The 26,881-nt window shown below is 60.4% G+C and carries 23 protein-coding genes; 15 read left to right on the top strand and 8 right to left on the bottom strand.

Translation table 11 applies throughout. The features are described from left to right. Positions 1-303: 303 nt before the first annotated feature. The 6 genes from NCHU2750_RS26095 to NCHU2750_RS26065 form a co-directional block, all read right to left on the bottom strand. Entirely contained in the window at positions 304-1,299 is a 996-nt protein-coding gene (locus NCHU2750_RS26095) for an ornithine cyclodeaminase (protein ID WP_119944697.1), read from the bottom strand. Beyond that, positions 1,296-2,879, bottom strand: coding sequence for an FAD-dependent oxidoreductase (locus tag NCHU2750_RS26090; protein WP_119944696.1), 1,584 nt, complete (start codon positions 2,877-2,879; stop codon positions 1,296-1,298). The genes NCHU2750_RS26095 and NCHU2750_RS26090 overlap by 4 nt, the downstream gene beginning before the upstream one ends. 28 nt (positions 2,880-2,907) lie before the next feature. Then, positions 2,908-4,662, bottom strand: coding sequence for an ABC transporter ATP-binding protein (locus NCHU2750_RS30685; RefSeq protein WP_162939802.1), 1,755 nt, complete (start codon positions 4,660-4,662; stop codon positions 2,908-2,910). Further along, positions 4,656-5,504, bottom strand: coding sequence for an ABC transporter permease (locus NCHU2750_RS26075; protein WP_119944695.1), 849 nt, complete (start codon positions 5,502-5,504; stop codon positions 4,656-4,658). Before NCHU2750_RS26075 ends, NCHU2750_RS30685 begins: the two co-directional genes overlap by 7 nt. Positions 5,505-5,526: 22 nt before the next feature. Beyond that, the gene (locus tag NCHU2750_RS26070; protein ID WP_119944694.1) at positions 5,527-6,486 is read right to left on the bottom strand and encodes an ABC transporter permease; all 960 of its coding nucleotides are present in this window, start codon (positions 6,484-6,486) and stop codon (positions 5,527-5,529) included. Positions 6,487-6,551: 65 nt separating this feature from the next. After that, the gene (locus NCHU2750_RS26065) at positions 6,552-8,153 is read right to left on the bottom strand and encodes an ABC transporter substrate-binding protein (RefSeq protein WP_119944693.1); all 1,602 of its coding nucleotides are present in this window, start codon (positions 8,151-8,153) and stop codon (positions 6,552-6,554) included. 408 nt (positions 8,154-8,561) lie between these two features. Here NCHU2750_RS26065 and NCHU2750_RS26060 point away from each other — a divergent pair, with 408 nt between their 5' ends. The 4 genes from NCHU2750_RS26060 (at position 8,562) to NCHU2750_RS26045 (ending at position 13,508) form a co-directional block, all read left to right on the top strand. Then, entirely contained in the window at positions 8,562-10,637 is a 2,076-nt protein-coding gene (locus NCHU2750_RS26060; RefSeq protein WP_119944692.1) for an NADH:flavin oxidoreductase, read from the top strand. A 19-nt stretch (positions 10,638-10,656) separates the two neighbouring features. Then, positions 10,657-11,823 carry a mandelate racemase/muconate lactonizing enzyme family protein gene (locus NCHU2750_RS26055; RefSeq protein ID WP_119944691.1) on the top strand — a complete coding sequence of 389 codons (1,167 nt, stop codon included), beginning with the start codon at positions 10,657-10,659 and terminating at the stop codon, positions 11,821-11,823. 78 nt (positions 11,824-11,901) lie between these two features. Beyond that, complete coding sequence (locus NCHU2750_RS26050) at positions 11,902-12,930, top strand: GlxA family transcriptional regulator (protein WP_119944690.1); 1,029 nt, start codon at positions 11,902-11,904, stop codon at positions 12,928-12,930. Positions 12,931-13,085: 155 nt separating this feature from the next. Continuing rightward, entirely contained in the window at positions 13,086-13,508 is a 423-nt protein-coding gene (locus NCHU2750_RS26045; protein ID WP_119944689.1) for a DUF4174 domain-containing protein, read from the top strand. A gap of 171 nt (positions 13,509-13,679) precedes the next feature. Here NCHU2750_RS26045 and ftsZ read toward each other — a convergent pair whose 3' ends face one another. Next, a complete protein-coding gene (gene ftsZ / locus NCHU2750_RS26040; protein ID WP_119944744.1) occupies positions 13,680-14,651 on the bottom strand; it encodes a cell division protein FtsZ in 972 nt (323 codons plus the stop codon). 342 nt (positions 14,652-14,993) lie between these two features. Between ftsZ and NCHU2750_RS26035 the strand changes: the two genes are divergently transcribed. The 10 genes from NCHU2750_RS26035 (at position 14,994) to NCHU2750_RS25995 (ending at position 25,270) form a co-directional block, all read left to right on the top strand. Then, a complete protein-coding gene (locus NCHU2750_RS26035; protein ID WP_119944688.1) occupies positions 14,994-16,376 on the top strand; it encodes a M20 family metallopeptidase in 1,383 nt (460 codons plus the stop codon). Between the two features lie 76 nt (positions 16,377-16,452). Beyond that, on the top strand, positions 16,453-17,949 hold the full coding sequence (locus tag NCHU2750_RS26030; protein ID WP_119944687.1) for an amidase: 1,497 nt from the start codon (positions 16,453-16,455) through the stop codon (positions 17,947-17,949). Positions 17,950-18,127: 178 nt separating this feature from the next. Beyond that, positions 18,128-19,267, top strand: coding sequence for an ABC transporter ATP-binding protein (locus NCHU2750_RS26025; RefSeq protein WP_119944686.1), 1,140 nt, complete (start codon positions 18,128-18,130; stop codon positions 19,265-19,267). Further along, entirely contained in the window at positions 19,264-20,544 is a 1,281-nt protein-coding gene (locus NCHU2750_RS26020; RefSeq protein ID WP_119944685.1) for an ABC transporter substrate-binding protein, read from the top strand. Before NCHU2750_RS26025 ends, NCHU2750_RS26020 begins: the two co-directional genes overlap by 4 nt. 69 nt (positions 20,545-20,613) lie before the next feature. Then, positions 20,614-21,495, top strand: a complete 882-nt coding sequence (locus NCHU2750_RS26015; protein WP_119944684.1) for a carbohydrate ABC transporter permease — start codon at positions 20,614-20,616, stop codon at positions 21,493-21,495. Between the two features lie 8 nt (positions 21,496-21,503). Continuing rightward, the gene (locus NCHU2750_RS26010; RefSeq protein ID WP_245480503.1) at positions 21,504-22,316 is read left to right on the top strand and encodes a carbohydrate ABC transporter permease; all 813 of its coding nucleotides are present in this window, start codon (positions 21,504-21,506) and stop codon (positions 22,314-22,316) included. Positions 22,317-22,603: 287 nt separating this feature from the next. After that, positions 22,604-22,759 carry a hypothetical protein gene (locus tag NCHU2750_RS30680; protein ID WP_162939778.1) on the top strand — a complete coding sequence of 52 codons (156 nt, stop codon included), beginning with the start codon at positions 22,604-22,606 and terminating at the stop codon, positions 22,757-22,759. Next, on the top strand, positions 22,756-23,487 hold the full coding sequence (locus tag NCHU2750_RS26005; RefSeq protein ID WP_119944682.1) for a metal ABC transporter ATP-binding protein: 732 nt from the start codon (positions 22,756-22,758) through the stop codon (positions 23,485-23,487). Before NCHU2750_RS30680 ends, NCHU2750_RS26005 begins: the two co-directional genes overlap by 4 nt. Further along, positions 23,487-24,350, top strand: coding sequence for a metal ABC transporter permease (locus NCHU2750_RS26000; protein WP_119944681.1), 864 nt, complete (start codon positions 23,487-23,489; stop codon positions 24,348-24,350). Before NCHU2750_RS26005 ends, NCHU2750_RS26000 begins: the two co-directional genes overlap by 1 nt. Before the next feature lie 23 nt (positions 24,351-24,373). Beyond that, positions 24,374-25,270 carry a metal ABC transporter substrate-binding protein gene (locus NCHU2750_RS25995; RefSeq protein ID WP_119944680.1) on the top strand — a complete coding sequence of 299 codons (897 nt, stop codon included), beginning with the start codon at positions 24,374-24,376 and terminating at the stop codon, positions 25,268-25,270. A gap of 173 nt (positions 25,271-25,443) precedes the next feature. Here NCHU2750_RS25995 and NCHU2750_RS25990 read toward each other — a convergent pair whose 3' ends face one another. Further along, a complete protein-coding gene (locus NCHU2750_RS25990) occupies positions 25,444-26,079 on the bottom strand; it encodes a c-type cytochrome (protein WP_119944679.1) in 636 nt (211 codons plus the stop codon). 73 nt (positions 26,080-26,152) lie between these two features. Here NCHU2750_RS25990 and NCHU2750_RS25985 point away from each other — a divergent pair, with 73 nt between their 5' ends. Continuing rightward, complete coding sequence (locus NCHU2750_RS25985) at positions 26,153-26,821, top strand: DUF1007 family protein (RefSeq protein ID WP_119944678.1); 669 nt, start codon at positions 26,153-26,155, stop codon at positions 26,819-26,821. Positions 26,822-26,881 lie beyond the last annotated feature (60 nt).

Here is a 26,881-nt window from a genome sequence, read left to right as displayed (position 1 = left end):
GCGCGGAAGGCCTGAAATCCGAAAGCCTCGGTAGTCTGGAACGATCCGAGGCTTCCTCACCTCTGTGTCGCAACTGTCGGCAGGCCACGGCATGGCAACATTGTCGAAGATATCATTGCTGTTGATGCCATGGAGCGCTGCGGGGCCTGCAGCCCCATGTTGTCTCTCAAGGTCTGACCATGATGCGGCAGCAGACCTTAATCATGTCATCGAGAATCTCCGCAGCCGAGCAATGCTTGATCAGCGTCTTCGACTTCATGAAGATTCGGGCACCCGAGCTCCAAAGGCCATCGCATGGAGCATTCAATTCGGAACCCTATCCGACATGGCGACAGTTTGATTCCCGTTGAGAACGGCAAGGATATGCTGCGCGACAAACAGATCGAGATGTGCCGCACCACCATTCTTGAACACCGTGACGGTGTCTGCATGCTGAGGCGGGCAACGGCCCTGGCATAGCGCGAAAAGGTCGCCGAGGACATCATCTGCCGAGATTACGCCGCGTGAAATGGGCTCAATGAATTCGCCGGTTTTTTCGATCGCGCTGAGATCATCGACATAGATCGCCGCACGCCGCATCAGATCGTCGTCAGCCTCCCGCATGCCGGCCGTGAAGGAACCGATCAGCCCAACATGGGCGCCCGGCTTGAGGCGCGCACCTGCGATCAGCGGCTTTTCGGACATGGTCGCAGAAATGACGATATCCGCCCAGCCCAACGCCTCCGACAGGTCGCCCACGGCACGCGCGCTCACATTGGCCGACTTGCCGACCTGATCGGCAAGTTCGACGGCGCGCTCGTGTGTGCGGTTCCAGATTGCGATTTCGCGAATGCCTGACCGCACGGCACGTACCGCCTCGATGACGTAGGGGGCCAGTGCACCCGCTCCCACCATCAGCAGGCGCGTTGCGGAGGGTGACGAGAGTAGTTTGACGCCGAGCGCGGTGTCGGAGGCCGTCTTGCGGAAGACGATCGCCTCGCCATCGATGATCGTGGATGGCTTGCCGGTGTTCGGGTCGAAAAGCACATAGAGTGCGTCGACCGTCGGCAGGCCATGGCGTGTGGTATTCTGCGGAAAGGAGGTCACGAGCTTTACCCCGATCGCCTCTCCTTCCTGCCAGGCCGGCACGAGGATAAGAGCGTCGGGCTGGCCGCCATCGCGAGGCTGCGTCATCAGCAGGCGGCTTCCCATCGGTTTTTGTCCGACATGGCATTGCCGCATCGTTTCGATCAGCCCTTCCCATTTGGCGACACGGTGTACCGTTTCCGCATCGACCATTCTCAGATTGCGACCCTTCATGCTGTCTGTTCCGCATAGTCGGCGGCAGGCGATTTCAGGATGCGCGGATCGAAATGATCTGCAACGTAGGCGCGGTAGGCATCGACCTCTTCATCGATCCTTTGCTCGTCCCAGCCGAGGATATCCGCAACGGACTGTGCCACCGCGCGAGCATGCGGAATGCCCATGTCCCCCTGCCATCCCATGTTGACGCGTCGGAACATCAGGTCGAGCAGGGTGTGGACATGTTCGTTCGCCGCCGCAAATCGCAGGCTTTCCACCGGCACGCCACCGATCTTCGGCCCATCGCCGGACGGAAGCAGGCGCGCGGCATAGGAAAGCGGCCGCGCCCGGCCGGAAGGGCTTATTCTGCGGGCGACTTCGGCCGCAACCTTGCGGCCCGCATGCCGGTGGACCATGATCGGCGTACCGGTGATCGTCAGTGCATTCGGCATGCCCTCGGCAGCCATGTCGTGCATGGTGAAGGACTTTACCCCCATCTTGCCGGTGTCCGAGGTGCGCGGACGCACGCCACACCATCTATAGACGACATCCTTGCGTGTGAGATTGAGCTTGGGGAAGACCCGGTTTGCTTCCGCGATGATGAAATCTATCTCCTCGTCAAGCACGCGGACGTCTTCCGGCGGGCCTTCATAGATGGTCTCCGTCGGGCCGAAGAAATGGTAATCGCCCCACGGCATCAGGTAGAAAGGCTGGTCAATCGAGCTGATCGTCTCCATCCCCTGGCCGCGGCAATCATCCGGCAGGCGAACCACGACGTTGACGCCCTTGATGCCGACAAGGTGCTTCTTGGGTGAAGCGATTGCCTTCTTCAACACACGGTCAGCCCATGGTCCGGCGGTGTTCACCAGGATCTTGCCCGAGACCTGAATGGTCGCATTGGAGGCCGGCTTCGGTGCCTTGCCCGGATGGCCTGCCGGGGCAAGGGTGATGCGCCAGTCGTCTCCCGCTCGGTCGATTGCGGTAACCTGCGTGTAATTTGCGATCGTCGCGCCGCAGCGTTCGGCATCCATCACGGTATCGATGCATATCCGCTCCGCCCAGTTGTACTGGTATTCACGGAAACAGGCGAGGCCGGAGAGCTTGGACTTCTCCATATGGCGCACCAATCCGTGCCTGGAGGCCGCCTTTTCGGTTTCGAGGTGGTGGTAGCCGAGCGGCGCTTTGCGCGAGCCGAACAGGCTGAGGGCGCGATAACCGAGCGCTACCTTCCAGCCGGCATATTTCCCCTTTTTCTCGACGGGAAAGAAGAAGGTGTAGGGGTTGACCCGTTCCGGCATGGTGCTGGCAATGTGGGTCCTGTTCCTCATGGAAAGACGCGCCATGCGGATGCGCGTAAACAGATCGCGTGGGCGATAGAGGAAGCGCCACAATTCGTAATCCGGTGAGAAATAGGCAAGTCCGCAATAGAGCAGGCGGCTAGACCGGCTGGATGTGCCGGATGCAAAGTCCCCCTGGTCGACCAGCAGCGTCTCGTATCCGGCTGCGGCAAGATTCTGCGCGGACGCTGCGCCGGCAGCTCCCCCGCCAATGACGATTACGTCGTATTTCTTGCCGTCGATGATAGGCTGAGCTGTCATGTTCCATATCCCGCTTGTTCGCGCGGCCTCAAAGTGATGTCTCAAACGATCTGCGCACCGCCTCTGCCTCTTCGAGCCAGCCGATGCGCAATTGCGGCACGGAGCTGCAAAGCAGCCGTGTGTAGGGATGTTCTGGAGATGTCAGCACCGTCTCGGTTGCCCCGGTTTCGACGACCCGCCCGGCTTTCAGCACAACCACCCTGTCGGCAAGCGACGCCACCGTCGCAAGGTCGTGGCTGATATAGAGTACGGCGAGCCCCAGACGCCGGCTGAGATCGGCGATGAGGTCGGTAATGCCGACCGCGACGATTGTGTCGAGAGCGGAGGTGATCTCGTCGCAGATCAGCACCTCGGGGTCCGCGGCGAGCGCGCGGGCAAGGTTCAGGCGCTGCTTCTCGCCGCCGGACATCTCGGACGGCTTCTTGTCGAGATAGCGGGCGGAAAGATGGACGAGGTCGAGCAACTCGATGGTCCGCTCCTCGCGCCTGCGCCCTTTCAGACCCTGGTAGAATGTCAGGGTCCGCCCGAGTATTTGCCTGGCGGTCTGGCGCGAATTCAGGGCGGTATCTGCTGATTGATAAACCAGCTGGATCTTGCGACGCTGGTCGCGGTCCCTTGTCGCGATTGCCGGCGACAGCACTTGCCCGTCGAGCGTCACCGTGCCTGAGCGAGACGGCAAAAGCCCGGCGATGACGCGCGCAAAGGTCGATTTGCCTGAGCCAGACTCACCGATCAATGCAACGACTTCTCCGCGTCTGACTGCAACCGAGGTGCCGTGAAGGGTGGTCACAACCGGTTCGCCATCGCGCGTCATGCCATAGCCGGCAACGACATCCTCGGCGACGATCGCCGGCGGACCGCTTTCGTCCGTTTGAAGTGCCTTGCCGGAAAACGCAGGGGGGAAATGGCGACAGGCATCGAGAAGCTGGCGGGTATAGTCCTCTCTCGGCGCCTCGAGGATCTCTTCTGTCGTACCGATCTCCACGAGTGCGCCATCCCGCATGACGGCGATCCTGTCGGCCAGCTGTGCGACAACCGCCAGATCGTGGCTGATGAACAAGGCTGCCGTATTGCGGGCCTTGATGACCCGCTTGAGTTCGGCGATGACCTCGACCTGCGTGGTGACGTCGAGCGCACTTGTCGGTTCGTCGCAGATCAGCATCAATGGCTGTTCCTGCATGCCCATGGCGATCATGAAGCGCTGCAACTGGCCGCCGGAAACTTCATGCGGAAAACGCTGGGCAATCTTTTCGGGGCTGGGCAGGCTCAGCAGATCGAAGTTTCTCCTGGCAACGGCATCCGCCTCGCTTCGGTTCTGGCTTCGATGAAGAAGGGCCGATTCCGTCACCTGCCTGCCGAGGCGAATGCGAGGGTTGAATGACGCCGACGCGCTCTGTGCGATGTAGGAAACAACGCGTCCGCGCATGCGATTGAGCATGCCCCTCGGTGCCGCAACAATCTCCGTGCCACCGACGCGAACCGATCCGCTTCTGAACACCAGGCCGGGGCGCAGTCGTCCCAGCGCTGTGAGGGCAAGTGTCGTCTTGCCGGACCCGGATGCTCCGATAACCGCAAGGACCTCGCCGCGATTGACCTGCAGGCTTACGCCGCGAACAACATCATGCCCCGCTAGCGTGGAGATCCTGATATCCGTGAGTTCAAGGGCGACACTATCCTTCGCAGCACCCGCCACTGGTGCGGAGGAGGTTGTTGTACTGCCGGCACTTCTTGGCGCGGCGGAAGCGCTGGCCCCATCCTGCATCGTTGCGAAAAGGCTCACCATTTCATCTTCCTTTCCGTCGCATCGACCAGCAGGTTGAGGCTGATCGAGACGAGTGCGATCGCAATCGATGGAGCGAGTGCCGCCCATGGGTTGGTCGACAGTCCATCGAGATTTTCGTGCGCCATGCCGCCCCAGTCGGTCAGCGGCGGCTGTACGCCGAGCCCGACAAAGCTGAGGCTGGACATGAACAGGATCGCGAAACTGGTCCGGATGGCGAAATCGGCGGCCAGCGGGCGGATCACGTGCGGCAGCATTTCGCCAAAAATCACCCAGGCCAGATTTTCGCCGCGCGATTTCACGATCTCGATGAACTCCAGGCGCGCCAGGTCTGCACCTAAGGCCCGCGCAATGCGGAATACCCCGGCCGAATAGACGATGGCTGCCATAATGACGATGACCCAGATCGAAGGTCCGAGAGCGGCGACGACCACCAGTCCGACAATGACCTTCGGAAGGGACAGGATGACGTCGACGATGCGCGACAGAGCCATATCTGTCGCACCGCCTCGGGCCGCAGCCACAAGGCCGAGGCTGCTGCCGATCAGATGGGCAAGCACGGTGGCGCTCAGGGCCATGCCGAGTGTCAGTCGGGTCCCCTCCAGCAATCTGGAAAGGACGTCCCTGCCCATATAGTCGGAGCCCAGCCACAGGCCGGGGCCGATCGGGGCGAAAGGCTCGTCGGTGACGAAGTCCGTCGGATCATGCGGCAGCCAGACGATGGAGAGAAGCGCTGCGCAGATCATCACGCCGATGACCGTCGCCGCCAGGATGAAAGTCAGCGAACGCAGCGGCCCGGAACGGTCCGGCCGAAAATCGTCATTGGTGCTCAAGGTGAGGGTCATGCCTCTACTCCTTTTCCGGATCTCAGGCTCTGGCCGGCATCGAGCGCGGGTCCGAAAGCGAGGCCACAATGTCGGCAAGCAGGATCAGCAGCACGTAGCTGCCGCAGAAAATGAGAGCGCAGGCCTGCACTACCGGGAAATCGCGGGATTGGACCGCATCGACCATCAAGCGGGCGAGGCCCGGATAGGCAAAGACCGTTTCCACCACCAGGATGCCCGAAACCATGTAGGCGATGTTGAGCGCCACCACATTGACGATCGGGCCTATCGCATTGATGAGCGCATGCCGGATGACGACCAGATAGACGGGAACACCCTTCAGCATCGCCATCTCGATATAGGGATAGGCAACGATGTTCATGATGATGGAGCGGGTCATGCGGGCAATCTGCGCGCTGACGACGACGGCAAGTGTACCGGCGGGCAGGATCATGGCCTCCAGCGTCTCCCAGAAGCCCATTCCGGGATTGAGGTAGGAGATCGTCGGCAGCCATTTCAGGTGAAGGGCGAAGAACAGGACCGCGACGGAGGCGACCAGAAATTCCGGCACCGCGGAAAAGGCGAGTACGATCATTGTCAGCACGCGATCGGTACGGCCGCCGTTGTTGATCGCCATGGCGATACCCAGTGCAATCGCAGTCGGGACGGCAATTACCGTGGTGAAGGCTGCCAGCATCAGGGTATTGCCCAGCCGCTCCGACAACATCGCGGTCACCGGCAGCTTGCTGACGATAGACGTTCCCCAGTTGCCGTGCAGGACGAGCGCTCCGAGCCAGTTCAGATATCGCCAGGCTGCTGGCTCATTAAGGCCGAGCTGCTCTCTGAGAGCCGCGACATTCTCCGGGGTGGCGAACTGTCCGAGTGCCACCTGTGCGACATCGCCGGGCAGGATTTCGCATCCGACGAAGACGAGAATGGAGACGGCCAGCAACAAGGCCAGGATGATGATCAGGCGACGGACGATAAAGATTGCAAGCGGCATTTACGCCCCCCTCACGGTTACGGAAAGGCACCCGCCGGCTGAGCGCCCGCGGGTGTTGGTACCGATCAGGCGTCGATCCAGATCTTGTCTGTGAAGTTGAAGCCGCCGAGATTGCCGATCTGCAGCGGTTTCATGCCCTTGATCTTCTTGGATACGCCGTCGACGTAGTTGAGGAAGCAGGGGATGATGATCGCACCCGAATTGTGGAGGATCGTCTGGATGTCGGCATATTGCTCCTTGCGCAACCCCATATCCAGGGTCGAGCCGGATTCGACGATCAGTTTCTCCAGCTTGTCATTCTCATAGTGCGAGAAGTTCCAGACTGCGCCCTTTCGCCAGGCAAGGTTGAGCAGCATCCCATAAGTCGGGCGCGGGTGGAAATTGGTCGTCGCGTAGGGCTTTTTGCCCGCCACTGCCGACCAGTAGCTTTCGGATGGTTCGCGACGGATGGACAGTTTCATCCCGGCGCGGCTCGCCTCGCGCTGAATAAGCTGGCCGAGATCCACCGAATAGAGCACGGCGTCGGAAACGGAGACTTCGAATGGCGCCTGACCTATCCCCGATTTCTGGAAGTGATACTTGGCCTTGTCGAGGTCATAGCCGCGCTGCTCCAGGTCGTGATTGTAGAGCGGGCTCGACGGGCCGATCGGCTGATCGTTGGCAATCGTCCCGTATCCGCGAATGACCGTGTCGAGCAGTCTCTTGCGATCGATCAGATGAGCAATGGCAAGGGTGAGGTCGACATTGGACGAGGGAAGCTGGTTCATCAGCGCCTGGACGGCGGTGAAGCGGGTGCTTTCCGTGACGAACACATCGGCGACGCTCGAGGCTTCGACATCCTGAATCCCGTTGCCGCGCAGCTCCAGAACCATGTCGACATCGCCGGAGAGGAGGGCGTTTGCACGGGCCGCATTGTCCGGAATGGGAAACATTTCGAACCGGTCGATATATGGTTGGCCCTCTTTCCAGTAGTTGGGGTTCTTGACCAGGACCGTCCTCAGTCCCGGTTGGAAGTCCTCGACGGTGAAGGCGCCGGTGCCGATCGGCTTGGAGAAGTCGGTTGTGCCCGCCTTGACCAGAGCGAACTGGAAGAGGCCAACGAGGATCGGCAGATCGACATCAGGCGTCGCCAGTTTGACGGTGAAGCCATCGGTGCCGTCGGGATCGACGGACTGGATGTTGCCGACCAGCTGTTTTGCGGTCGAAGCAACTGCTGGATCCTTGTGGCGCATGATCGAGAAGGCAATGTCCTTTGCCGTCAGCGCGCTGCCGTCGGTGAAGGTGATGCCCTGACGGAACTTGAAGTTCCAGACGGTGGCATCGGCATTCGGTTCCCATTGCGTGGCCACCTCGGGCTGCGGCGCGCCGCCGCGGTCTATCGTCGTCAGATAGCTATAGACCGAGGTGCCGCGGATATAGTCGTTGCCCTTGTCGTAGCGGGCGGAGTCGAAGGTATCCGTCGAGGTTTGCTGAACGAGTGCGAGCTTGACCGAGCCGCCGCGCTTGGGGGTCTCGACCGCCTGGGCGTAACCAAGACCGGGCGCCATCATCGTGGCCAAGCCGCCGGCGAGCAGGCCGCCGGTAAACATCCGGCGGCTCATCGAACAGCCGATCAGCGTATTGGGATCGATCAGGGGACTGCCAGGCGGAAGCTTTGAACTGGTCATTCTGTGGTTCCCTTTTTATGAATTGCCACGGCAAGGCCTCCCGTCAATCAAGACGGCTTGCCGTAGATTTTTGGTGCTTTTTGTGCGTCGATGCCCGTTATCGGGTGTTTCGGGCGTCTGGTGCGACCGTCAGTCTTGCATCGCTCTTGACGATGATCTTTGGAAAAAAGATTGACGAACGAAAGTCCCATTTTGGACGTGATGACTTCCTAATTTGGACATTTTCGCGTCGGCCATTCGACTGCTGATGGCAGGCGCCAGTTTGGGTTGAAGTCGCTGCCAATGTCCAAAATGGGCATGCGATATGTCCGAATTCCAGCTATCCGCCGGTCCACCATTGCAGACAGGCTTAGATGCAAGACAGCACCGGGAAGCCCGGGCGTCAGCCACCAAACCGCCGTGAGCCCCATGATCCCCCAGCAGGCGCAATCTACATTTCCGTCCAGCGATCCCTCTCCGAGCCGGTCTCGCGATCCGCTGCTTCAACCGCTTCGCATCGGTCATCTCACCCTTCGCAATCGCATCATGAGCACAAGCCATGCGATCAGTTACGGTGAAGATGCCATGCCGAAGGAGCGCTATCAGCTCTATCATGAGGAAAAGGCCAAGGGCGGCATCGGCCTTACCATGTTCGGCGGCTCGTCGAACGTGTCGCCGGATTCCGGCTCCGTCTTCGGCCAGTTGTCTGTCGGCCACGACAGGATTATCCCCTATTTCCGTGAATTCTCCGAACGTATCCATCAGCATGGTGCGGCCATCATGTGCCAGATCACCCATCTTGGTGGCCGCAGCCACTGGCGTTCGGACAATTGGCTGCCCACGATATCGCCGTCCCGTTATCGCGAGCCATCGCATCGCGGCTTCACCAAGGCGATGGAGCGGCACGATATCGAGCGCGTCATCCTGGAATTCGGCGAAGCGGCGCGGCGATGTCGCGAAGGCGGCCTGGACGGGCTTGAGATCCATGTCCACGGCCATCTCGTCGGCCAGTTCTGGTCGCCGACGATCAATCAGCGAACCGACGAATATGGCGGGTCGCTGGAAAACCGTGCCCGTTTTGGTCTTCGAATATTGGAGGAAATTCGCCGCCAGGTCGGTGATCGCTTTCTTGTCGGCCTGCGCATGGCGGTCGGCGAGGGGCATGACGATGCGATGAGCGACGAGGAATATCTCGCCATGGGCCGACTGCATGAGCAGTCTGGCCTCGTCGATTTCTTTAACCTCACCTATGGCCGCATCGATACCGAAATCGGCTTGGCCGAATATATGCCGGGGATGGCCGTTCGGCTTGCGCCCCAGCTTCCCTTCATTGCCGCGTTCCGCAAGCATGTCGGTCTGCCGACATTCCACGCGGCCCGGATCACGGATCTTGCAACCGCACGGCATGCGGTGGGCGAAGGGCTCGTCGATCTCGTCGGAATGACCAGGGCGCATATCGCCGACCCGCATATCGCCCGCAAATTGTCTGAAGGGCAGGAGGAGACGATCCGTCCCTGCGTCGGCGCCACCTATTGTTCGTGGCAGCGCAGATGTATCCACAACGCATCGATCGGGCGGGAGAAGCAACTGCCTCACATGATCGAGCGGTCCGAAATACAGAAGCGTGTGACCGTGGTCGGCGCCGGGCCGGCAGGGCTGGAAGCTGCCCGCGTCGCGGCGGAGCGCGGCCATGTCGTCACGTTGCTGGAAGCGGCGCCGCAGGCTGGCGGCCAGCTGCTGCTTGCCTCACGCCTGTCCGGCCGTCGGGACCTGATCGGCATTGTCGACTGGCGGGTGAGCGAACTTGCGCGTCTTGGAGCAGAGATCCGCTACAACTGTTTCGCCGACGAAGAGATGATCGCTGAAACTTCCCCAGACATCGTCATCCTGGCGACCGGTGGCATGCCGGACAACATGGAAAACGAGATCGGCGGAGCCGAGCATGTCGAAACCCTGTGGGAAGTCACCGAGAACCGGGGAACGATGACCGGCAAGGTGCTTTTCTTCGATGCCGTTGGCACGTTGAGTGGCATTATCGGCGCGCAGACGATCGGCGAGCGTGGGGCACAGGTGATTTACGTCACACCGGATAGCGCTCCGGGCAAGGAAATGAGCTACCTGGACCGGCCGTTCGCCATGCGGGGCCTCTACAAGATCGGAGCCGACCTGCGCCCCGACAAGCGGCTGGGCTCGGTGGAGCGCCGCGGCAACCATCTGGTTGCGACGTTGATCAACGAATACACGCTGGAGGTGGAGGAGGTCGAATGCGACCGAGTTGTCGTCGAGCGCGGCACGCTTCCGGTCGACGATCTCTATCATGCTCTTGCACCCAACTCCCTCAACCAGGGCATCATCGATCTCGATGCCTTCGTTGCCGGTGAGGCTCAGCCTCTGATCGATCATGATGAGAATGGCTGGCTCCTTTACCGGATCGGCGACGCCGTATCCTCGCGTGACATCCATGCGGCGATCCTGGATGCCACACGTCTTTGCCAAACGCTCTAGACCCGCATTGGAGATGCACTTGAAGATCAAGACTGCCAATATTTACCTCATCGAAAGCGGCGGCATCAGGCCGATCATTCTCGAACTCATTACCGACGACGGCACGGTCGGCATAGGCGAGGCGGGCGTGGCCTACGGCATCGGCGGCACGGCGGCGGCCGGCATGCTGAAGGATATTATCGAACGCTACATGCAGGGCGGGGTTGATCCGTTCCGCTCCGAACGTCTGTGGCTGGAGATTTACGACCACGGCTTCTGGGCAAAAGGTGGAGGCGCCGTGGCGTTTTCGGCCATGAGCGCGATCGAGCAGGCAATGGTCGACATCAAGGGCAAGGCGCTCGGCGTACCCGTCTACGAACTGCTCGGCGGTCGCATCCATGATGATCTGAGAGCCTATGCCAATGGCTGGTATTTTGGCGCGACCAAGGATGCGGACCTGCCGGCTGCGGCCGAGAAGGCTGCAAAGGACGGCTACAAGGCCCTGAAATTCTACCCCTTCGTCAAGATTCTGCCCGAGGGACGTCTGAGGCATCCTTCTTTCCGTGCCTGCTCGGATCCGGACGTCGTGCGCCGAGCGCTCTATAACATCTCCGAAATCCGTCGGGCTGTCGGGCCGGATGTCGAGATCATGCTGGATCTGTCGGCCGGGCTCTCGCTCGACGACACGATCCGCTTCTGCCGCCGGGTCGCGGAATACGACATAACCTATGTGGAAGAGCCGGCTGTCCCTGGCGATACCGGTGCCCTGGTCAAGCTCGCGAATTCGATCGAGCAGAGCATTGCCGTCGGCGAAAGGCTTTATACGCGCTATGACTTCCGGGACGTTCTCGAATCACGGGCAGTCGACATCCTGCAGCCGGATATCGCCAATACGGGGGGCCTGATGGAAGCCCGGCGGATTGCCGCCATGGCCGAAACCTACAGCCTGAAGGTTCAGCCGCATATCTGCGCCTCCGCCGTATCGACGGCCGTCGGGATGCATTTCTCGGCATCCGTCCCGAATTTCTACATTCAGGAGCATTTCCCCTACTGGGCACGCATTCCGGGCCATGTCGATTTCGTCGAAGACCCGATCGAGGATACGGTCAGGAACGGCAGCATCCCGGTTAACGATCGGCCGGGGCTTGGCATCAGTATCAACCAGGCGCGTCTTGCCGAATGGCGCTGGGCGACATTCCAGCTATGACCGAATTGGCGCCCCGCACTTTCGGACTGGAAAAGCGGGCGCGCGGCAGCAATACTCGCCCGACATGAACGGGCGGGTATGATGTATAAACTGGCATTCCTGTTGTTACCGAATTTCCAGATGCTGGGCGTGATATCGGCGATCGAGACGCTGAGGGTGGCAAACTCTCTCTATACCGAGCCGCCTTTCGAATGGGTTCTCGTGCATGACATGGAGACGCCGGTGAGATCCAGCGCGGGTCTCGGTCTCGATACGTCGGGACATGTGTCAGATCTTCAGGGTTTTGATGCGCTGATCGTCAGTTCCAGCTTCAGTCACGATGCCTACCAGCAGGAAAGCACTCTCAGCCTGCTGCGCCGCTACGACCGGCACGGCAAGACGCTTGGGTCTATTGAAAGCGGTGTCTATCATCTGGCCAAGGCCGGCGTGATGGACGGCCATACGGCAACGTCCCATTTCAACAACCTGCCACTTTTCGCCCAACTGTTTCCCAAGGTAAGTTTTGTCCGGCGGGTCTTTACCTTTTCCGACCGACGCATGACCTGTGCCGGCGGGTCCGCATGCATCGACATGATGCTGCATCTGATCGCCAAGCAATTGGGAGCATTGGTGGCTGCCCGCGTCGCCAACATCATCATCTATCCCTATCGTCGCGACGTCAGCGCACCGCAGGACGATCTTTTCACCTCGGCCTATAATGGTCTGCAGCCGGTGGTCCGCGATGCCTGTCGCGAGATGGAGGCTGCGATCGAGGAACCTCTCAGCATCGGGGAGATTGCGGCCAAGGCGAAGGTTTCGAGACGCCATCTCGATCGCCTCTTTGCGGAAGCGTTCGATTGCACGATGGCTGATTACTACCGGAAGATACGTCTTTCGCGCGCGCGCAAACTGGTCAAGGCGAGCAATCTGGACTTTGCCACGATCAGCAGCAGATGCGGCTTCAGCTCCTATTCGCATTTCCTCCAGCGCTACAGGGAGGTCTATGGAGCGTCTCCGACAGAGGACCGCCATCACGTCCTTCTCGATGCGGGCGATCCGAGCCGTATCTCGCCCAGTCGCGACCTGCATCCGTTTCAAACGCAACTCGATCCGAAACGGATGATCTAGCTTTCGGACCGGCGCTGCAGAAATTGGAGTATCCGACTCCCGAGGCACCCGTTCCGGCGCGGTAATGCAGTTTCTAGCCCTTTGCGAGCAATCACGTCGTTGTGACAGAACACCGTGAGTGCAACTACGTTCTCCGTCTTTGGAGGAAGTTCACAATGAAAAAGATCCTTTTCGCGACGGCTATCGCCGTTCTTGCCGTTACCAGCCAGGCCTCTGCGATGGAAAGTCTGTCCCAATACGCGTGGAAGAATCGTGTGCTGATCCTGTTCGGCACGTCAGGTAACCAGAAACTGGCAAGCCAAGTGCAACTCCTCAAAGGCAGACAGAGCAATCTGGCCGCTCGCGACATGGTCGTCATATCGGTCATTGGTGACGAGATCAGACCGATCTACGGCAATTCCAGCAAGATCGATGCGCGCCAGTTGCGGCGGGAGGCCGACATAACAAGCGGCGGCTTTCAGGCCGTCCTTGTCGGAAAGGACGGCGGGATCAAGCTGCGCAGCCAGGATGTCATCACGGACGCGACCGTGTTTGGTCTCATCGACAGGATGCCGATGAGCAAGAGCGGGCGTAGCTGAGAATGCGGACACCCGCCTAGCCAAACTCACATGAATACAGGCTTGAGATAGGTCCGAGGAAAATTCCTGGTCGCATTCGACCGACGCGACTGTTTTGGAAAAGACGGTCGCGACGAAAGCGAGCATCACTGCCGCCTAGAGCAATGTAGCGGAATACGTCGATACCGGTCTTCAGACCGGCCGGCGGTCGCCTATGCCGGCCGCAACCACAGAGACGCGGAACTTGCCGTCGAGATTGGGATCGAAGATCGCGCCGACGACGATGTCGGCATCCACTTCCACCTCGTCGCGGATACGGCTTGCCGCTTCGTCGACCTCGAACAGGGTCATGTCGGTGCCGCCGGAAATCGAGATCAGCACGCCCTTGGCGCCCTTCATCGAGATCTCGTCGAGCAGCGGGTTGGCAACCGCTGCTTCGGCGGCCGCAAGCGCGCGACCATCGCCGGAGGCTTCGCCGGTGCCCATCATTGCCGGGCCCATGTTGCGCATGACCGATCTCACATCGGCGAAATCGAGGTTGATGAGACCTTCCTTGACGATCAGATCGGTGATGCAGCCGACGCCTGAATAAAGCACCCGGTCGGCGATCATGAAGGCATCGGCGAAGCTGGTCTTGGCATCGGCGATGCGGAACAGGTTCTGGTTGGGAATAACGATGACGGTATCTGCCGCATCGCGCAGCGCCTCGATGCCTTCGTTTGCCGTCTTCATCCGTCGCTGGCCTTCGAAGGTGAAAGGCTTGGTGACGACCGCGACCGTCAGGATGCCGGCATCGCGGGCAGCCCGCGCGATGACCGGAGCAGCACCCGTACCGGTTCCGCCACCCATGCCGGCGGTGACGAAGCACATATGCGAGCCGGCGAGATGGTCCATGATTTCATCGAGCGATTCTTCCGCAGCCGCGCGGCCGACATCCGGAAGCGAGCCGGCGCCGAGGCCTTCGGTAACCTGGGTGCCGAGCTGGATGCGTCGCGATGCCTTGGAAGTGGCCAGAACCTGCGCATCGGTATTGGCCGCGACAAATTCCACGCCGCGCAAATTTTCGGCGATCATGTTGTTGATCGCGTTGCCGCCGCCGCCGCCGACGCCGATCACGGTGATCTGCGGCTTTAGTTCGACAAGACCGCTTTTGATATCCGTCATCGTCGTCTCCTTGAATGTCATGTGTCGTCCAGACCGGGACGACGAATCGCGCGACAGGCTATATTCGCAACGTGTCGGAAACTAGGTGGAAATCCTGCATGGGTGGGTTCAATTTTCACCTTTGCCTTGCAGGCAGCGCATCGATCGAACGGGCTCCTGCCACTTGCCGGTGAGGCCGGTCGTCGCCCTGAGATTCATCGGTGCAAATGCAGCGCCGGGCAGCAGACAAGATGTCGACAATCTGTGAAAGAACGATGCTATGATAATGACGATTTTAAAGCCCGTCCGATGGGTGCCGGCTAGCATACTTGGACGCATACTTGACGGTGTAAGATATTGGAAATGGAAAGAAATGCCATCCTTTCCGCCGCTTCTGCCTATGCGCGCGACGGGGCTCTTACAGACGATCTGAAACGCTTGGTGGCACATCGATCGATCAGCCAGTCCGAGGGCCTGCCTGAAGACCTGATGCGTTATCTCGATGAGGAGATGGTGCCGCTTCTGGTCGGCATGGGCTACAAGACGGATATCTTCGATAATCCGCGAGAGGGTGGAGCGCCGCTTCTGATCGCCAGCCGGATCGAGGGAGAGGATTTGCCGACCGTACTCACTTATGGACACGGCGACGTCTGCAACGGCGAGCCCGGTCGCTGGCGCGAGGGGCTCGATCCTTTCACCCTGACGATCGAGGATGGCAAGCTTTTTGGCCGCGGCACGGCCGACAACAAGATCCAGCATCTGATCAACCTCAAGGCGCTGGAGCATGTCATCAAAGGGCGGGGTGCGCTCGGCTTCAATTCCAAGATCATTATCGAAATGGCGGAGGAAACGGGCTCCTACGGGCTGCGGGAGTTTTTCAGTGAGCAGAAACAGGCCTTGGCCGCCGACGTGCTGATCGCCTCCGATGGCCCGCGGCTTGCGGCCGATACGCCGACCATGTTCATGGGGTCTCGCGGCGGCTTGCCCTTCGATCTTGTCGTCAATCTGCGTGAGGGCGATCATCATTCCGGCAATTTCGGCGGATTGCTGGCAGATCCGGTCATCATCCTGTCGCATGCGATTGCCTCGATCGTCGATGCACGCGGCCAGATCCGTATTCCCGAATGGCGTCCGACCAGCCTGACGAACGATATTCGCCGCGCGCTGAAAGACCTGCCGCCGCGACGACACGATGCGGACTGGGGTGAAGCCGAGCTGACGCCCTCCGAACGGGTGTTCGGCTGGAATTCTTTCGCCGTGCTGGCGATTTCCGCAGGCAATATCGCCGCCCCGCAAAATGCCATTGCGAGCTCGGCCCGGGCCCGCTGCCAGCTGCGCTTCGTCGTGGGAACTGATGTCGACGATATCCTGCCTGCCCTGCGGCGCCATCTCGACGCCCATGGTTTTTCGATGGTCGAGGTCTTGGGACTGAAGGAAGAGCCGTTCAGGGCAACACGCTTTTCGCCGGATCACCCGTGGGTCGGCTTCGTCGAACGGTCGATTGCCGCAAGCAGCGGCAAGCCGCCGCATGTTCTTCCCAACCTCGCCGGGTCGCTGCCCAATGATGCCTTTACCGACATTCTAGGCCTGCCGACGATCTGGGTGCCGCATTCCCATGCCGAATGCGGCCAGCACGGACCGAACGAGCATGCGCTCCTGTCGATCGCGGATGAGGGGATACGGGTCATGACCGCTCTTTTCCTCGATATCGCCGATCATGCCTCGGAGCTGCGCAAGACAGCCTGATCCCTGCTTTTCCCGATCTGTCCAAAGAGGCGGGCAATCCGGCCTCAGGTCGGCGGATGCCAATTGGAGAAAGACGATGACCAAATCCCATCCCGCCGATCTGACCGCCAGGGAAGCCGCGCGGCTCATTGCCACCAGGGAGCTCTCACCCGTGGAGATGGCGAAAGCCGGCATCGAGCGGGTGGAAGGGCTGAACCCGGCGATCAATGCGGTCATCGCCAGCAATTTCGACCGGGTTGTCGATGAGGCGAAGGCGGCGGAAGACAAGGTGATGGCCGGTGAACCGCTCGGGCCGCTGCATGGCGTGACATTCGGCGTCAAGGACATGATCGATGTCACCGGGCTGCCGACCACCTTCGGCTCTGAAATCTTCCGCGACAATATTGCGACGAGAGACGATGCCATGGTTGCAGCCATGCGCTCGGCCGGCGCCATGCCGCTCGGCAAGACCAATAACCCGGATTGGAGCGCCGGCGGAAACACGATCAATAAGGTCTATGGTGCGACCGGCAATCCGCACGATCCGACGAAAAGTGCTGCCGGTTCCTCCGGCGGTTCGGCGGCGCTGCTTGCCGCGCGCATGGCACCGCTTGCGACGGGCTCCGATCTGGGCGGCAGCCTGCGTAATCCGGCCGCCTTCTGCGGCGTCGTCGGCTACCGGCCGTCGCCGGGCGTCGTGCCGGGCGATCTGCGGGCCATCGGGCTTTTTCCGCTTTCGACCAGTGGACCGATGGCGGGCAATGTCGGCGATCTCGGCCTGATGCTGTCGATCCTGGCGCGGCCGGATCGTCTCGATCCCTACACGATCGTCGTCGACGGCAAGACTGCCTGGGATCCGGCAGCCTTTGCCGATCCGAAGCCGCTCGATCTCAAGACGGTGCGTATCGCCTTCACCGAGGATTTCGGCTTCGCGCCGACCGAGAGCGTCGTGCGCGAAGCCTTCCGCACGGTGGCGGCACGGATCGCGCCCAATTTCGGCATCTCGGATGAGCTGCATCCGGCCTGCGATGATGCGGACCGGATCTTTGCCGTGTTGCGCGCGGTCGGCTTCGTCGGCCATGCCCGCTATCTTGCCAAGGATGCCGACAAGGTCGGCCCGAATGTGAAGGCCAATATCGAGGAGGCCTTCACCTATGGCGTGCAGGATGTCTATGACGTCCTGGCTTCGCAGACCGTCTATTACCGCAACTGGCAGCGCTTCTACGACGATTGGGACTTCATTCTCTGCCCGGCGGTGACGATCAGCCCGCGCGACTGGCACGAGCTCTACCCGATCGAGATCGATGGAAAGCCGACCAAAAGCTATTACCATTGGCTCGCCATGGCGTATGCCTCGACGCTTGCCGGCCACCCGTCGATCACCATTCCGGCGGGGCGTGATGCCAGGGGCATGCCGTTCGGCCTGCAGATCATCGGCCGCCGGCACGACGATCTCGGCGTGCTGCGCATGGCCGCTTCGGTCGAGGCGCTGCTGTCGGGCGATCCCGATCTCGCACCTCCGATAGTCGATCTCGACAGGCTTGCCGGAGCACCCCCCATCCGCGACATGCCGGGCTTCCTGCCGGACTGGTAAGGCGCGGCTGTCATATCCACGCGCCGTGATCGGCGACCGAAAATGCGGCGACACCCCCGGAACTCAACGGATCAGCGGAAAATGTGACAGTGTCTTGCGGCAGGCCCGTCTCTGTCACCGGTCCGTCATGGAGCTTTGATAGCTGCCTTCAGGATAATCGGAAGGCAGGTAGCGGATCGTGGCCGGGGTATTGGTTGAAGCATTGGTCAAGGCGTGGGGCGATGCCCGCGCCGTCGACGACATTTCTTTCAGCGTCGAACAAGGAAGCCTGACCGTCCTCCTCGGCCCGTCCGGCTGCGGAAAATCCACGACGCTCCGGATACTGGCGGGGCTCGAGACCGCCACAGGCGGCACGATCAGGATCGGCGGCCAGGATGTGGCCGGCCGGGTCGGTGCCGCACGCGGTGTCTCCATGGTGTTCCAGTCCTATGCGCTGTTTCCGCATATGACGGTCGCCGACAACATCACGTTTGGCCTTTCGGTCCGGCATGTCGCAAAGCCGGAGATTGCCGAAAGGCTGGCGAGAGTAGCCTCGATCCTTGGCCTCGAGCCATTTCTGGCCCGCAAGCCGAGCCAGCTGTCCGGCGGCCAGCAGCAGCGTGTCGCCCTTGGCCGCGCGCTGATCGCCGAGGCGCCGGTCTGCCTGATGGACGAACCGCTGTCCAATCTCGATGCCAAGCTTCGCCAGGACCTGCGCCGGGAAATCCGCAGTCTGCAGCAGCGGCTCGGCATGACGATGATCTATGTGACGCATGATCAGACCGAGGCGATGAGCATGGCCGACCAGGTCATTCTGATGAATGGCGGGCGGATCGAGCAGGCGGGAACGGCTTCCGATCTTTATTCGCGCCCGGCCTCGATGTTTGCCGCCCGCTTCGTCGGCGGCTCGCCGATGAGCTTCATCGATCTCGACAACGATGCGAGCGGCAGGAATGCCGTCTTCCAGGGCGTCGATCATCCGCCGGTCCTGTCGCGGCCGGGCAAGGGACTGGTGCTGGGCATGCGATCCGAAGACGTGCAGATCGCAACGTCGACTGTTCCGGATGGACATTGGATCGACGGTCCGGACGCCACGGCCGAAGACATCGAATATCTCGGGGCGGATGCGCTCGTGACCTGCCGGGTTGGCCGCCACCGCATCGGTGTGCGAGTCCGGGGAGCGGACGCGCCCCCATCCAACATCACTCTTCCGCTGCGTTTTCGGGCCGACGCAATGCATGTCTTCGACCGCGACAGCGGAAACCGGATCGAGCCCGCCGGAGAACCCGGCCGCCTTGAGGCTGCTTCACCAACCGCACATCACAGGGAACCAACATGATGACGTCTTTTTCCAAGGCGCTTGCAGGTCTCGCACTCGCCAGCACCATTATCGCCGGCCCGGCATTCGCCACCGAGATCAATTTCTACTATCCGATTGCGGTAGGTGGCCCGATCACCAAGATCGTCGATGGCTATGTGGCTGAATTCGAAAAGGCCAATCCCGACATCACCGTGAAGCCGGTCTATACCGGCAGCTATCAGGACTCGATCGTCAAGGCGATGACCGCCGCTCGTGCCGGCAATGCGCCCGACGTTGCGGTGCTCCTGTCGACCGACATGTTCACTCTCATCGACGCGGACATGATCCTGCCCTTCGATCAGGTGGCGACGTCGGCAGATGACAGCCAGTGGCTGAAGTCCTTCTACCCGGCCTTCATGGCCAACAGCCAGGCCGAAGGCCATACATGGGGCGTTCCCTTCCAGCGCTCGACCATCGTCCAGTATTACAACAAGGAAGCCTTCAAGAAGGCCGGCATCACCGATGCCCCGAAGACCTGGGACGAGATGGTTGCAGCGGCCAAGAAGCTGAAGGTAAAGGACGCATCCGGCAACGTCACCCAATGGGGCGTCGAAATTCCGTCGTCGGGCTTTCCCTACTGGCTGTTCCAGGCGCTCGCCATCGAGAACGGTGCAGAGCTCGCCAACCAGGATGGCACCAAGGTCAATTACAATGGCCCGGCCGTCGTCGAGGCCGCCCAGTTCTTTGCCGATCTCGGCCAGAAGGATGGCGTGATGCCGAAGGGCATCATCGACTGGGGCACGACGCCGAAGGACTTCTTCGAAGGCAAGACGGCGATGATGTGGACGACGACCGGCAACCTGACCAACGTCCGCGCCAATGCCAAGTTCGATTTCGGCGTTGCAGAGCTTCCGGCCAAGGTGCAGGGCGGATCGCCAACCGGCGGCGGCAATGTCTACCTGTTCAAGACCACCGACAAGGCCAAGCAGGAAGCATCGCTCAAGCTTGCCAAGTTCCTGACGTCGAAGGAACTTGCGGCCGACTGGGGCATCCAGACCGGTTACGTCGCGACCCGCCCCGACGCCTGGGAGACCGATCGCATGAAAGCCTATGTCAAGGACTTCCCTGCTGCAGCCGTTGCCCGCGATCAGTTGAAGGTCGCCAAGGCCGAACTGTCGGTGCATGACAACCAGCAGGTCACCAAGGCTCTCAACGACGCATTGCAGGCGATCCTGACCGGCACCAGTGCCGCCAAGCCGGCGCTCGATCAGGCACAGAAGACGGCTGAAGGCATCCTCGCCTCCTACCAGAACTGACGGTCACAGCAATCAACAGGAACCGGTGCCCGATACGGGTGCCGGTTTCCCGCAAACATTCGTGGCGCGATGAAAGCTCTATTCGACAATATTCATGTCCGGGCCTGGCTGATGGTTCTGCCGGCGGTCGTCCTACTGGCCGTCTTCACCCATATTCCGGCCGTCGCCACCTTCATCGAAGGGTTCTATTCGACCCCGCGCGGCGCGCGCCCGGCGCATTTCATCGGGATTGCCCAATATAACCGGATGTTGGCCGATCCGATTTTCTGGCAGGCTTTCGTCAACAACCTCATCTATGCGCTGATCACCGTGCCGGTGGCGATCGCGCTTTCGCTGGTCATGGCGCTCTGGGTCAACGGGCGCATCCCCGGACGCGGTTTTCTGCGGCTTGCCTTCTTCACCCCGACCATCCTGCCGATGATCGCAGCGGCCAATATCTGGCTGTTCTTCTACACGCCGGGTTATGGCCTGCTTGACCAGATCGCCGGGCTGTTCGGCTTCGGCAGCACGAACTGGCTGGGCGATCCCGATACGGCGCTGGCATCGCTGATGGCGGTGACGGTGTGGAAGGAGTCTGGCTTCTTCATGATCTTCTTCCTGGCGGCACTGCAGCAGGTGCCGACCGACGTCTACGAAGCCGCGCGGATGGAGAATGCCGGCCGCTGGCAGATTTTTCGGCGGATCACCTGGCCGCTCGTCATGCCGACGACACTGTTCGTGGCGATCAATGCGCTGATCAACGCCTTCCGCATCGTCGACCAAGTGATTGCAATGACCGGCGGTGGCCCGAACAATTCGACGTCGCTGCTTCTCTACTACATCTACCAGGTAGCATTCAGTTTCTGGGATTCCAGCTATGCCGCGGCCTTGTCCAGCGTGCTGCTGATCGTGCTGGCGTTGATCGCCTGCCTGCAGTTCTTCCTGCTCGATCGCAAGATCCATTACCGATAGGATGACGCATGTCTGAGCGGATGGTCCAGATCCTTTTCACGACGGCCGGATGGCTCGTCGGGCTCCTGTGGGCTCTGCCGATGCTTTACGCGCTCTGGGCAGCCTTTCACCCGTCTGCCTATGCGACGCATTTCACCCTGGCGGCCCCCTTCACGCTCGGCAATTTCGCCAAGGCGTGGGAAGCGGCTCCGTTTGCGCGATACTTCCTCAACACGATCATTCTCGTCGTGGGCATCATGGTTGCGCAATTCGTCATCTGCACGCTGGCGGCCTTCGCGCTTGCCCGCTGGCCGTTTCGCGGCAGCGGCATCCTGTTCGGCCTGGTACTCGTGCAGTTGATGGTAACGCCGGACGTCTTGATCGTGCAGAACTACAAGACATTGCACGACATGGGGTTGATCGACACGCTGACCGGCATCGCCATTCCCTACATTGCGTCTGCCTTCGGCATCTTCCTTCTGCGCCAGAATTTCAAGACGATCCCAAGAGAGCTGGACGATGCCGCCTATCTGGAAGGCGCGACGACGTTCCAGACCATTACGCGCATCTATCTGCCGCTGGCCCGGCCGATCTATGTCGCCTACGGCCTCGTTTCGGTCAGCTATCACTGGAACAATTTTCTCTGGCCGCTGATCGTCACCAGTTCGGTGGACAAGCGCCCGCTGACTGTAGGGCTGCAGGTATTTTCCTCCGTCGACCAGGGTATCGACTGGTCGATCATCTGCGCCGCCGCACTGATGACGTCGGCGCCACTGATGATCCTCTTCCTTTTGTTCCAGCGCGCCTTCATTCAAAGCTTCATGCGCGCGGGGATACGCTAGGCGAGGCTCCGGGCCCAAGTCTTGTCGTCTGCTGTCGAGGAATGATGTCAAACATGCCTTGCCGGCATGTCATCCGATGCAGAGCCCAGATCGCCGTCTTTGCCCAAGATAACAGGCGTTGCCGTTTGGCGCGCTCCTGACGCCATTATCGAAGTCTGCAACATGCCGAGTTCTGCAGAACGCAGTTCGGGGATTGACAAAGCCTTGCAGTGTAATGTTATTACGTTTTTTATTGAACGTAACGATGTAACATTACATTACTGAGTTTTCCGGCCTCGGCAGTGTCCATGTTCCCACCCGCAACGATCGCCATGGCAAGAGACAGAAAAAACCCCTTCCAGACATCCCTGATCGCACGCTCATCTTTGTCGCGCCTGCTTTCCGTCGCGCTCCTCCTGCTGTTTCTCTGGCTTGCGATCTATTGGGCGATCTCGCTCTCATGACCGCCGCTGTCAGCTTCGACAATGTCAGCGTCGCCTATGACCGCCATATTGCCCTGAAAGGCGTGACCGGAAGCTTTGCGCCGGGCAGTGTCACGGCGATCGCCGGGCCGAATGGTGCAGGCAAGTCGACACTCCTGAAGGCATTGATGCAGGATCTGCCGCTTGCATCCGGGGCAATCGATCGCGGCGGACTGCGCCGCGAGGATTTTGGCTACCTGCCGCAGGCGACCCAGATCGAACGCCAATTCCCCCTGACTGTCGCTGAGACGGTCATGCTCGGAGCATGGCGGGAGACCGGCGGATTTCGCGGGCTTTCCCGCCGCATGGCGGAGCGTGGAATGGAGGCCCTGAAGGCTGTCGGCCTGCAGGATTATGGCCGTAAACATATCGGAGCATTGTCATCCGGTCAGTTCCAGCGCGTGCTGTTTGCCCGCCTGCTGCTGCAGGATCCCAAGTTCATCATTCTCGACGAGCCCTTTACCGCCATCGATGCGACAACGACCCGCGACCTGCTGGCGATCATAACCCACTGGAAGTCGGAGAGCCGCACGATCGTTGCCGTCCTGCACGACTTCGACCAGGTCAGGGCACATTTTCCCCAGACGCTTCTCCTGTCGAAAGAGGCAATCGGCTGGGGTGCGACCGACATGGTGATGTCGAGCGCGAACCTGATGCGGGCAAAGGCACTGTCGGAAGACATGGCGCCCGCGTTTGCGGCGGTGATGTGATGAGCCTCTACGACATTTTTCTCGATCCCTTCGTAGAATATGGCTTCATGCGCCGCGCCCTCATCGCCTGCGTATGTCTCGGTCTCGGCTCCGGCCCGATCGGCGTTCTGCTGATGTTGCGGCGCATGAGCCTTGTCGGCGATGCCATGAGCCATGCTGTCCTGCCCGGAGCGGCAATAGGCTTTCTCATCGCCGGCGGCCTATCCCTGCCGGCCATGGGGCTCGGCGGTGTCGTGGCCGGCCTGATCGTTGCGCTCCTGTCGGGTTTGGTCAGCCGAACCACCGTGCTGAAGGAGGATGCGAGCTTTGCGAGCTTCTACCTGGCATCGCTTGCCGCCGGTGTCCTGATCGTCTCTCTGCGCGGTTCCAATATCGATCTGCTGCATGTCCTGTTCGGCACGATCCTCGCCATAGATTCGACAGCACTCTATTTCGTCGGCGGCATCACATCCTTCACCCTGGTTGTTCTGGCGGTCGTCTACCGGCCGCTTATCGCCGAATGCTTCGACCCGGGTTTCCTTCGTTCCGTCAGGGGATACGGGTCCGCCTATCACTTCCTGTTCCTGTTTCTGGTCGTCCTCAATCTCGTCGCAGGCTTCCAGGCGCTCGGAACGCTGATGGCGGTCGGCCTGATGATGCTGCCGGCAGCCGTCGCCCAACTCTGGGCCAAAACCCTTCCGGCCATGATGGCGATCGCCGCGGTCGCTGCTGCGGTCTCAGGCTTTGCCGGCCTGATCGTTTCCTATCACTGGGATCTGGCTTCCGGTCCGACGATCATCCTGATCGCCGCCTTCATCTACTGCGCATCGCTGCTGCTTTGCCCATCCGGCGCTCTCAGGCGTCTCTTTCCAGCCCGCATCTGAGGATGCTTCCAAGGAGATCTAGAATGAAACACATCCGAAACCTCGCCTATATGGGCACGGCACTGATTGCCCTGACGGCCTATGCGAGTGCGGCTTCCGCAAAGACGCTGAACGCAGTAGCGAGCTTCACCGTTCTCGCCGATGTCGTCCATGAAGTCGGCGGTGACCATGTCAAGGTCAAGTCGCTGGTCGGTCCCGATGGCGATCCCCACGAATTCGAGCCGTCGCCGACCGATGCCCGCAACCTGAAGGCTGCCGATGTCGTCTTCGTCAGCGGCGAGGGCCTTGAGGGCTGGATGGATCGCCTGATCACAGCCTCCGGCTACAAGGGAACGCCTGTCGTCGCCTCGCAAGGCGTGAACACACGGACGATGGAAGAGGATGGCAAGACGATCACCGACCCGCATGTCTGGAACAGCCCGGTCAATGTCCTGGTTTGGATCGACAATATCGAAAAAGCCCTCAAGGCGGCCGATCCGGAGGATGCAGCATCGTTCAAGGCGAATGCGGACGCCTATCGCAAGAAGGTTCAGGCCCTCGACGCCTATGCCCATTCCAAGCTTGATGCCATCCCCGAAGACAGGCGCAAGATCCTGACCAGCCATGATGCGTTCGGGTATTTCGGCCGCGAGTACAAGGTTACGTTCCTGTCGCCGCTCGGTGTCTCGACGGAAACCGAAGCATCGGCCGCCGACGTCGCCAAGCTGATCGGCCAGATCAAGTCGGAAGGCGTGAAGGCCTATTTCTTCGAAAACTCCAACGATCCGAAGCTCGTCAAGCAGGTTGCCGCGGCGACCGGCGCAACGCCGGGCGGCGAGCTTTATGTCGAGGCTCTCTCCAAGAAGAGTGGTCCGGCTTCGACCTACGAGAAAATGTTCCGTTACAACGTCGACAAGGTCTCAGCCGCAATGGCGAATTGATCATCGCTGGTGCCGTCTGAACCGCATGGCACCAGTTTTGTACACACCGGCTCCCGGACAGGCATTTCTCTGCGGAAAATTGCCTGTCCGCACGATGCCCTGCGGAGCATGGATGGAGACGCAATCCAATCGCCGTCGCGCTGGTGATCGCAGACCCTGATTGAGGGCTGTCGCTACTTCTGGCTAGGACTGTCGGCGCGGATCAATTTGCCGATCGCGACGTTATAGGGTTGGTACATCGTATTCACGTCGCTCTGGTACTTTCTTATGTCGGCGGGCCATGTGGACTTGATGTAGGAGAGAACAGCAAGGATTGCATCATCCGACAGGATGGCTCCGAATTTCGGCATGCTGTCAGGCGCAAGCGGGGCGCAATTTCCCGCGGCCACGCCATCGCGAACCAATTGGAACAGCGCAAAGTCGGGATGTTGCCAGGTATGCCCGCTCGCATCCTGCGGCGGAGCCTTCGGTAATCCCGCCGGCCCATTCCAGGCGAGCGGACGGCCTTTCGCCGGACCGTGGCAACTCGTGCAATTCTGCTGATAAAGGCTTCTTCCCTCGGTGATAACGGAATGATCACGCCAGGACAAAAGGCCTTTGGCCGTATCGGTCGGGCGTGATTGCAAATATTGCCAGGACATGCAGGAGACGCCACTCAGCAACAGGAACAGGACAGCCCGCAGGGGCCATCCTATCGTCCGGCCTGAAGTTGCATCTCCTCCCTTGGCGGCAACGGCGGAACCATCGCTGCAAGCCATCACTTCTTCATCCGGCGCATTCACAGGTTCACCAGCAACGCGAGCTTCCATATCTGCGCATCTCCTGTCATTACCTGATGTTGCCGAACTTGAATTGGCCGCATTTTTCTTCGAGTGACATCACATGATCACCACCCATTTTGGAAGCCGATTTGCCGCAGCGATCCTGATCATTTTTCTGGCATTTCCAAAGCTCGCCTTCGCTCACCCGCATATCTTTGTGGATGCCAGTTTCGAGGCCGTGGCAGATGCAAGTGGTGACCTGTCGGAATTACGTGACACCTGGCGTTTCGACGAGGTGTTTTCCTCTTCCGTGCTGCTGGATTTCGACAAGAACGAAAACTCAACCCTTGACCCGCCAGAACTTGCTGCGGTGGCGAAAACGATCCGTACGTCGCTTGCGCAGTACAACTACTACACCAGCGTAACCATCAACGGCAAAGCGGTCTCGCTCAATAAACCGGATGTCATCCATGCCACCTATGACAACGGGTCTCTGGTCCTGACTTTCACGCAGAGACCCGCGGAGAAGACACTGTTGAAAGGCTTGATCATCTTCGGTGTCTATGACCCGACGCTTTACACGGCACTCGATTTTGCAAATGACACGGACCTGAAGACAAGCGGCGAAGGCTTCAGTCGTTGTACCCGTAAGGTCGTCAGGCCAGGTTCGAAGGAAATCCTTGCGGAAAACCAGGCCATGTTGACGACGCTTTTCTTCAACGATCCGACCGGAACGGACTACTCGCAACTGGTTGCCACCCGGCTGGAAGTGCGCTGCCAGAACGGATAGCCACGCTGTCGTTTCTTGCCGTACGCTCCGTCCGATTTCCCCCTCGCCATTCGAGCCGGG

This window comes from Neorhizobium sp. NCHU2750 (assembly GCF_003597675.1).
GTDB lineage: Bacteria > Pseudomonadota > Alphaproteobacteria > Rhizobiales > Rhizobiaceae > Neorhizobium.
Note: the sequence above shows the minus strand (reverse complement) of the source record. Positions and strands in the feature narration are given on the sequence as shown.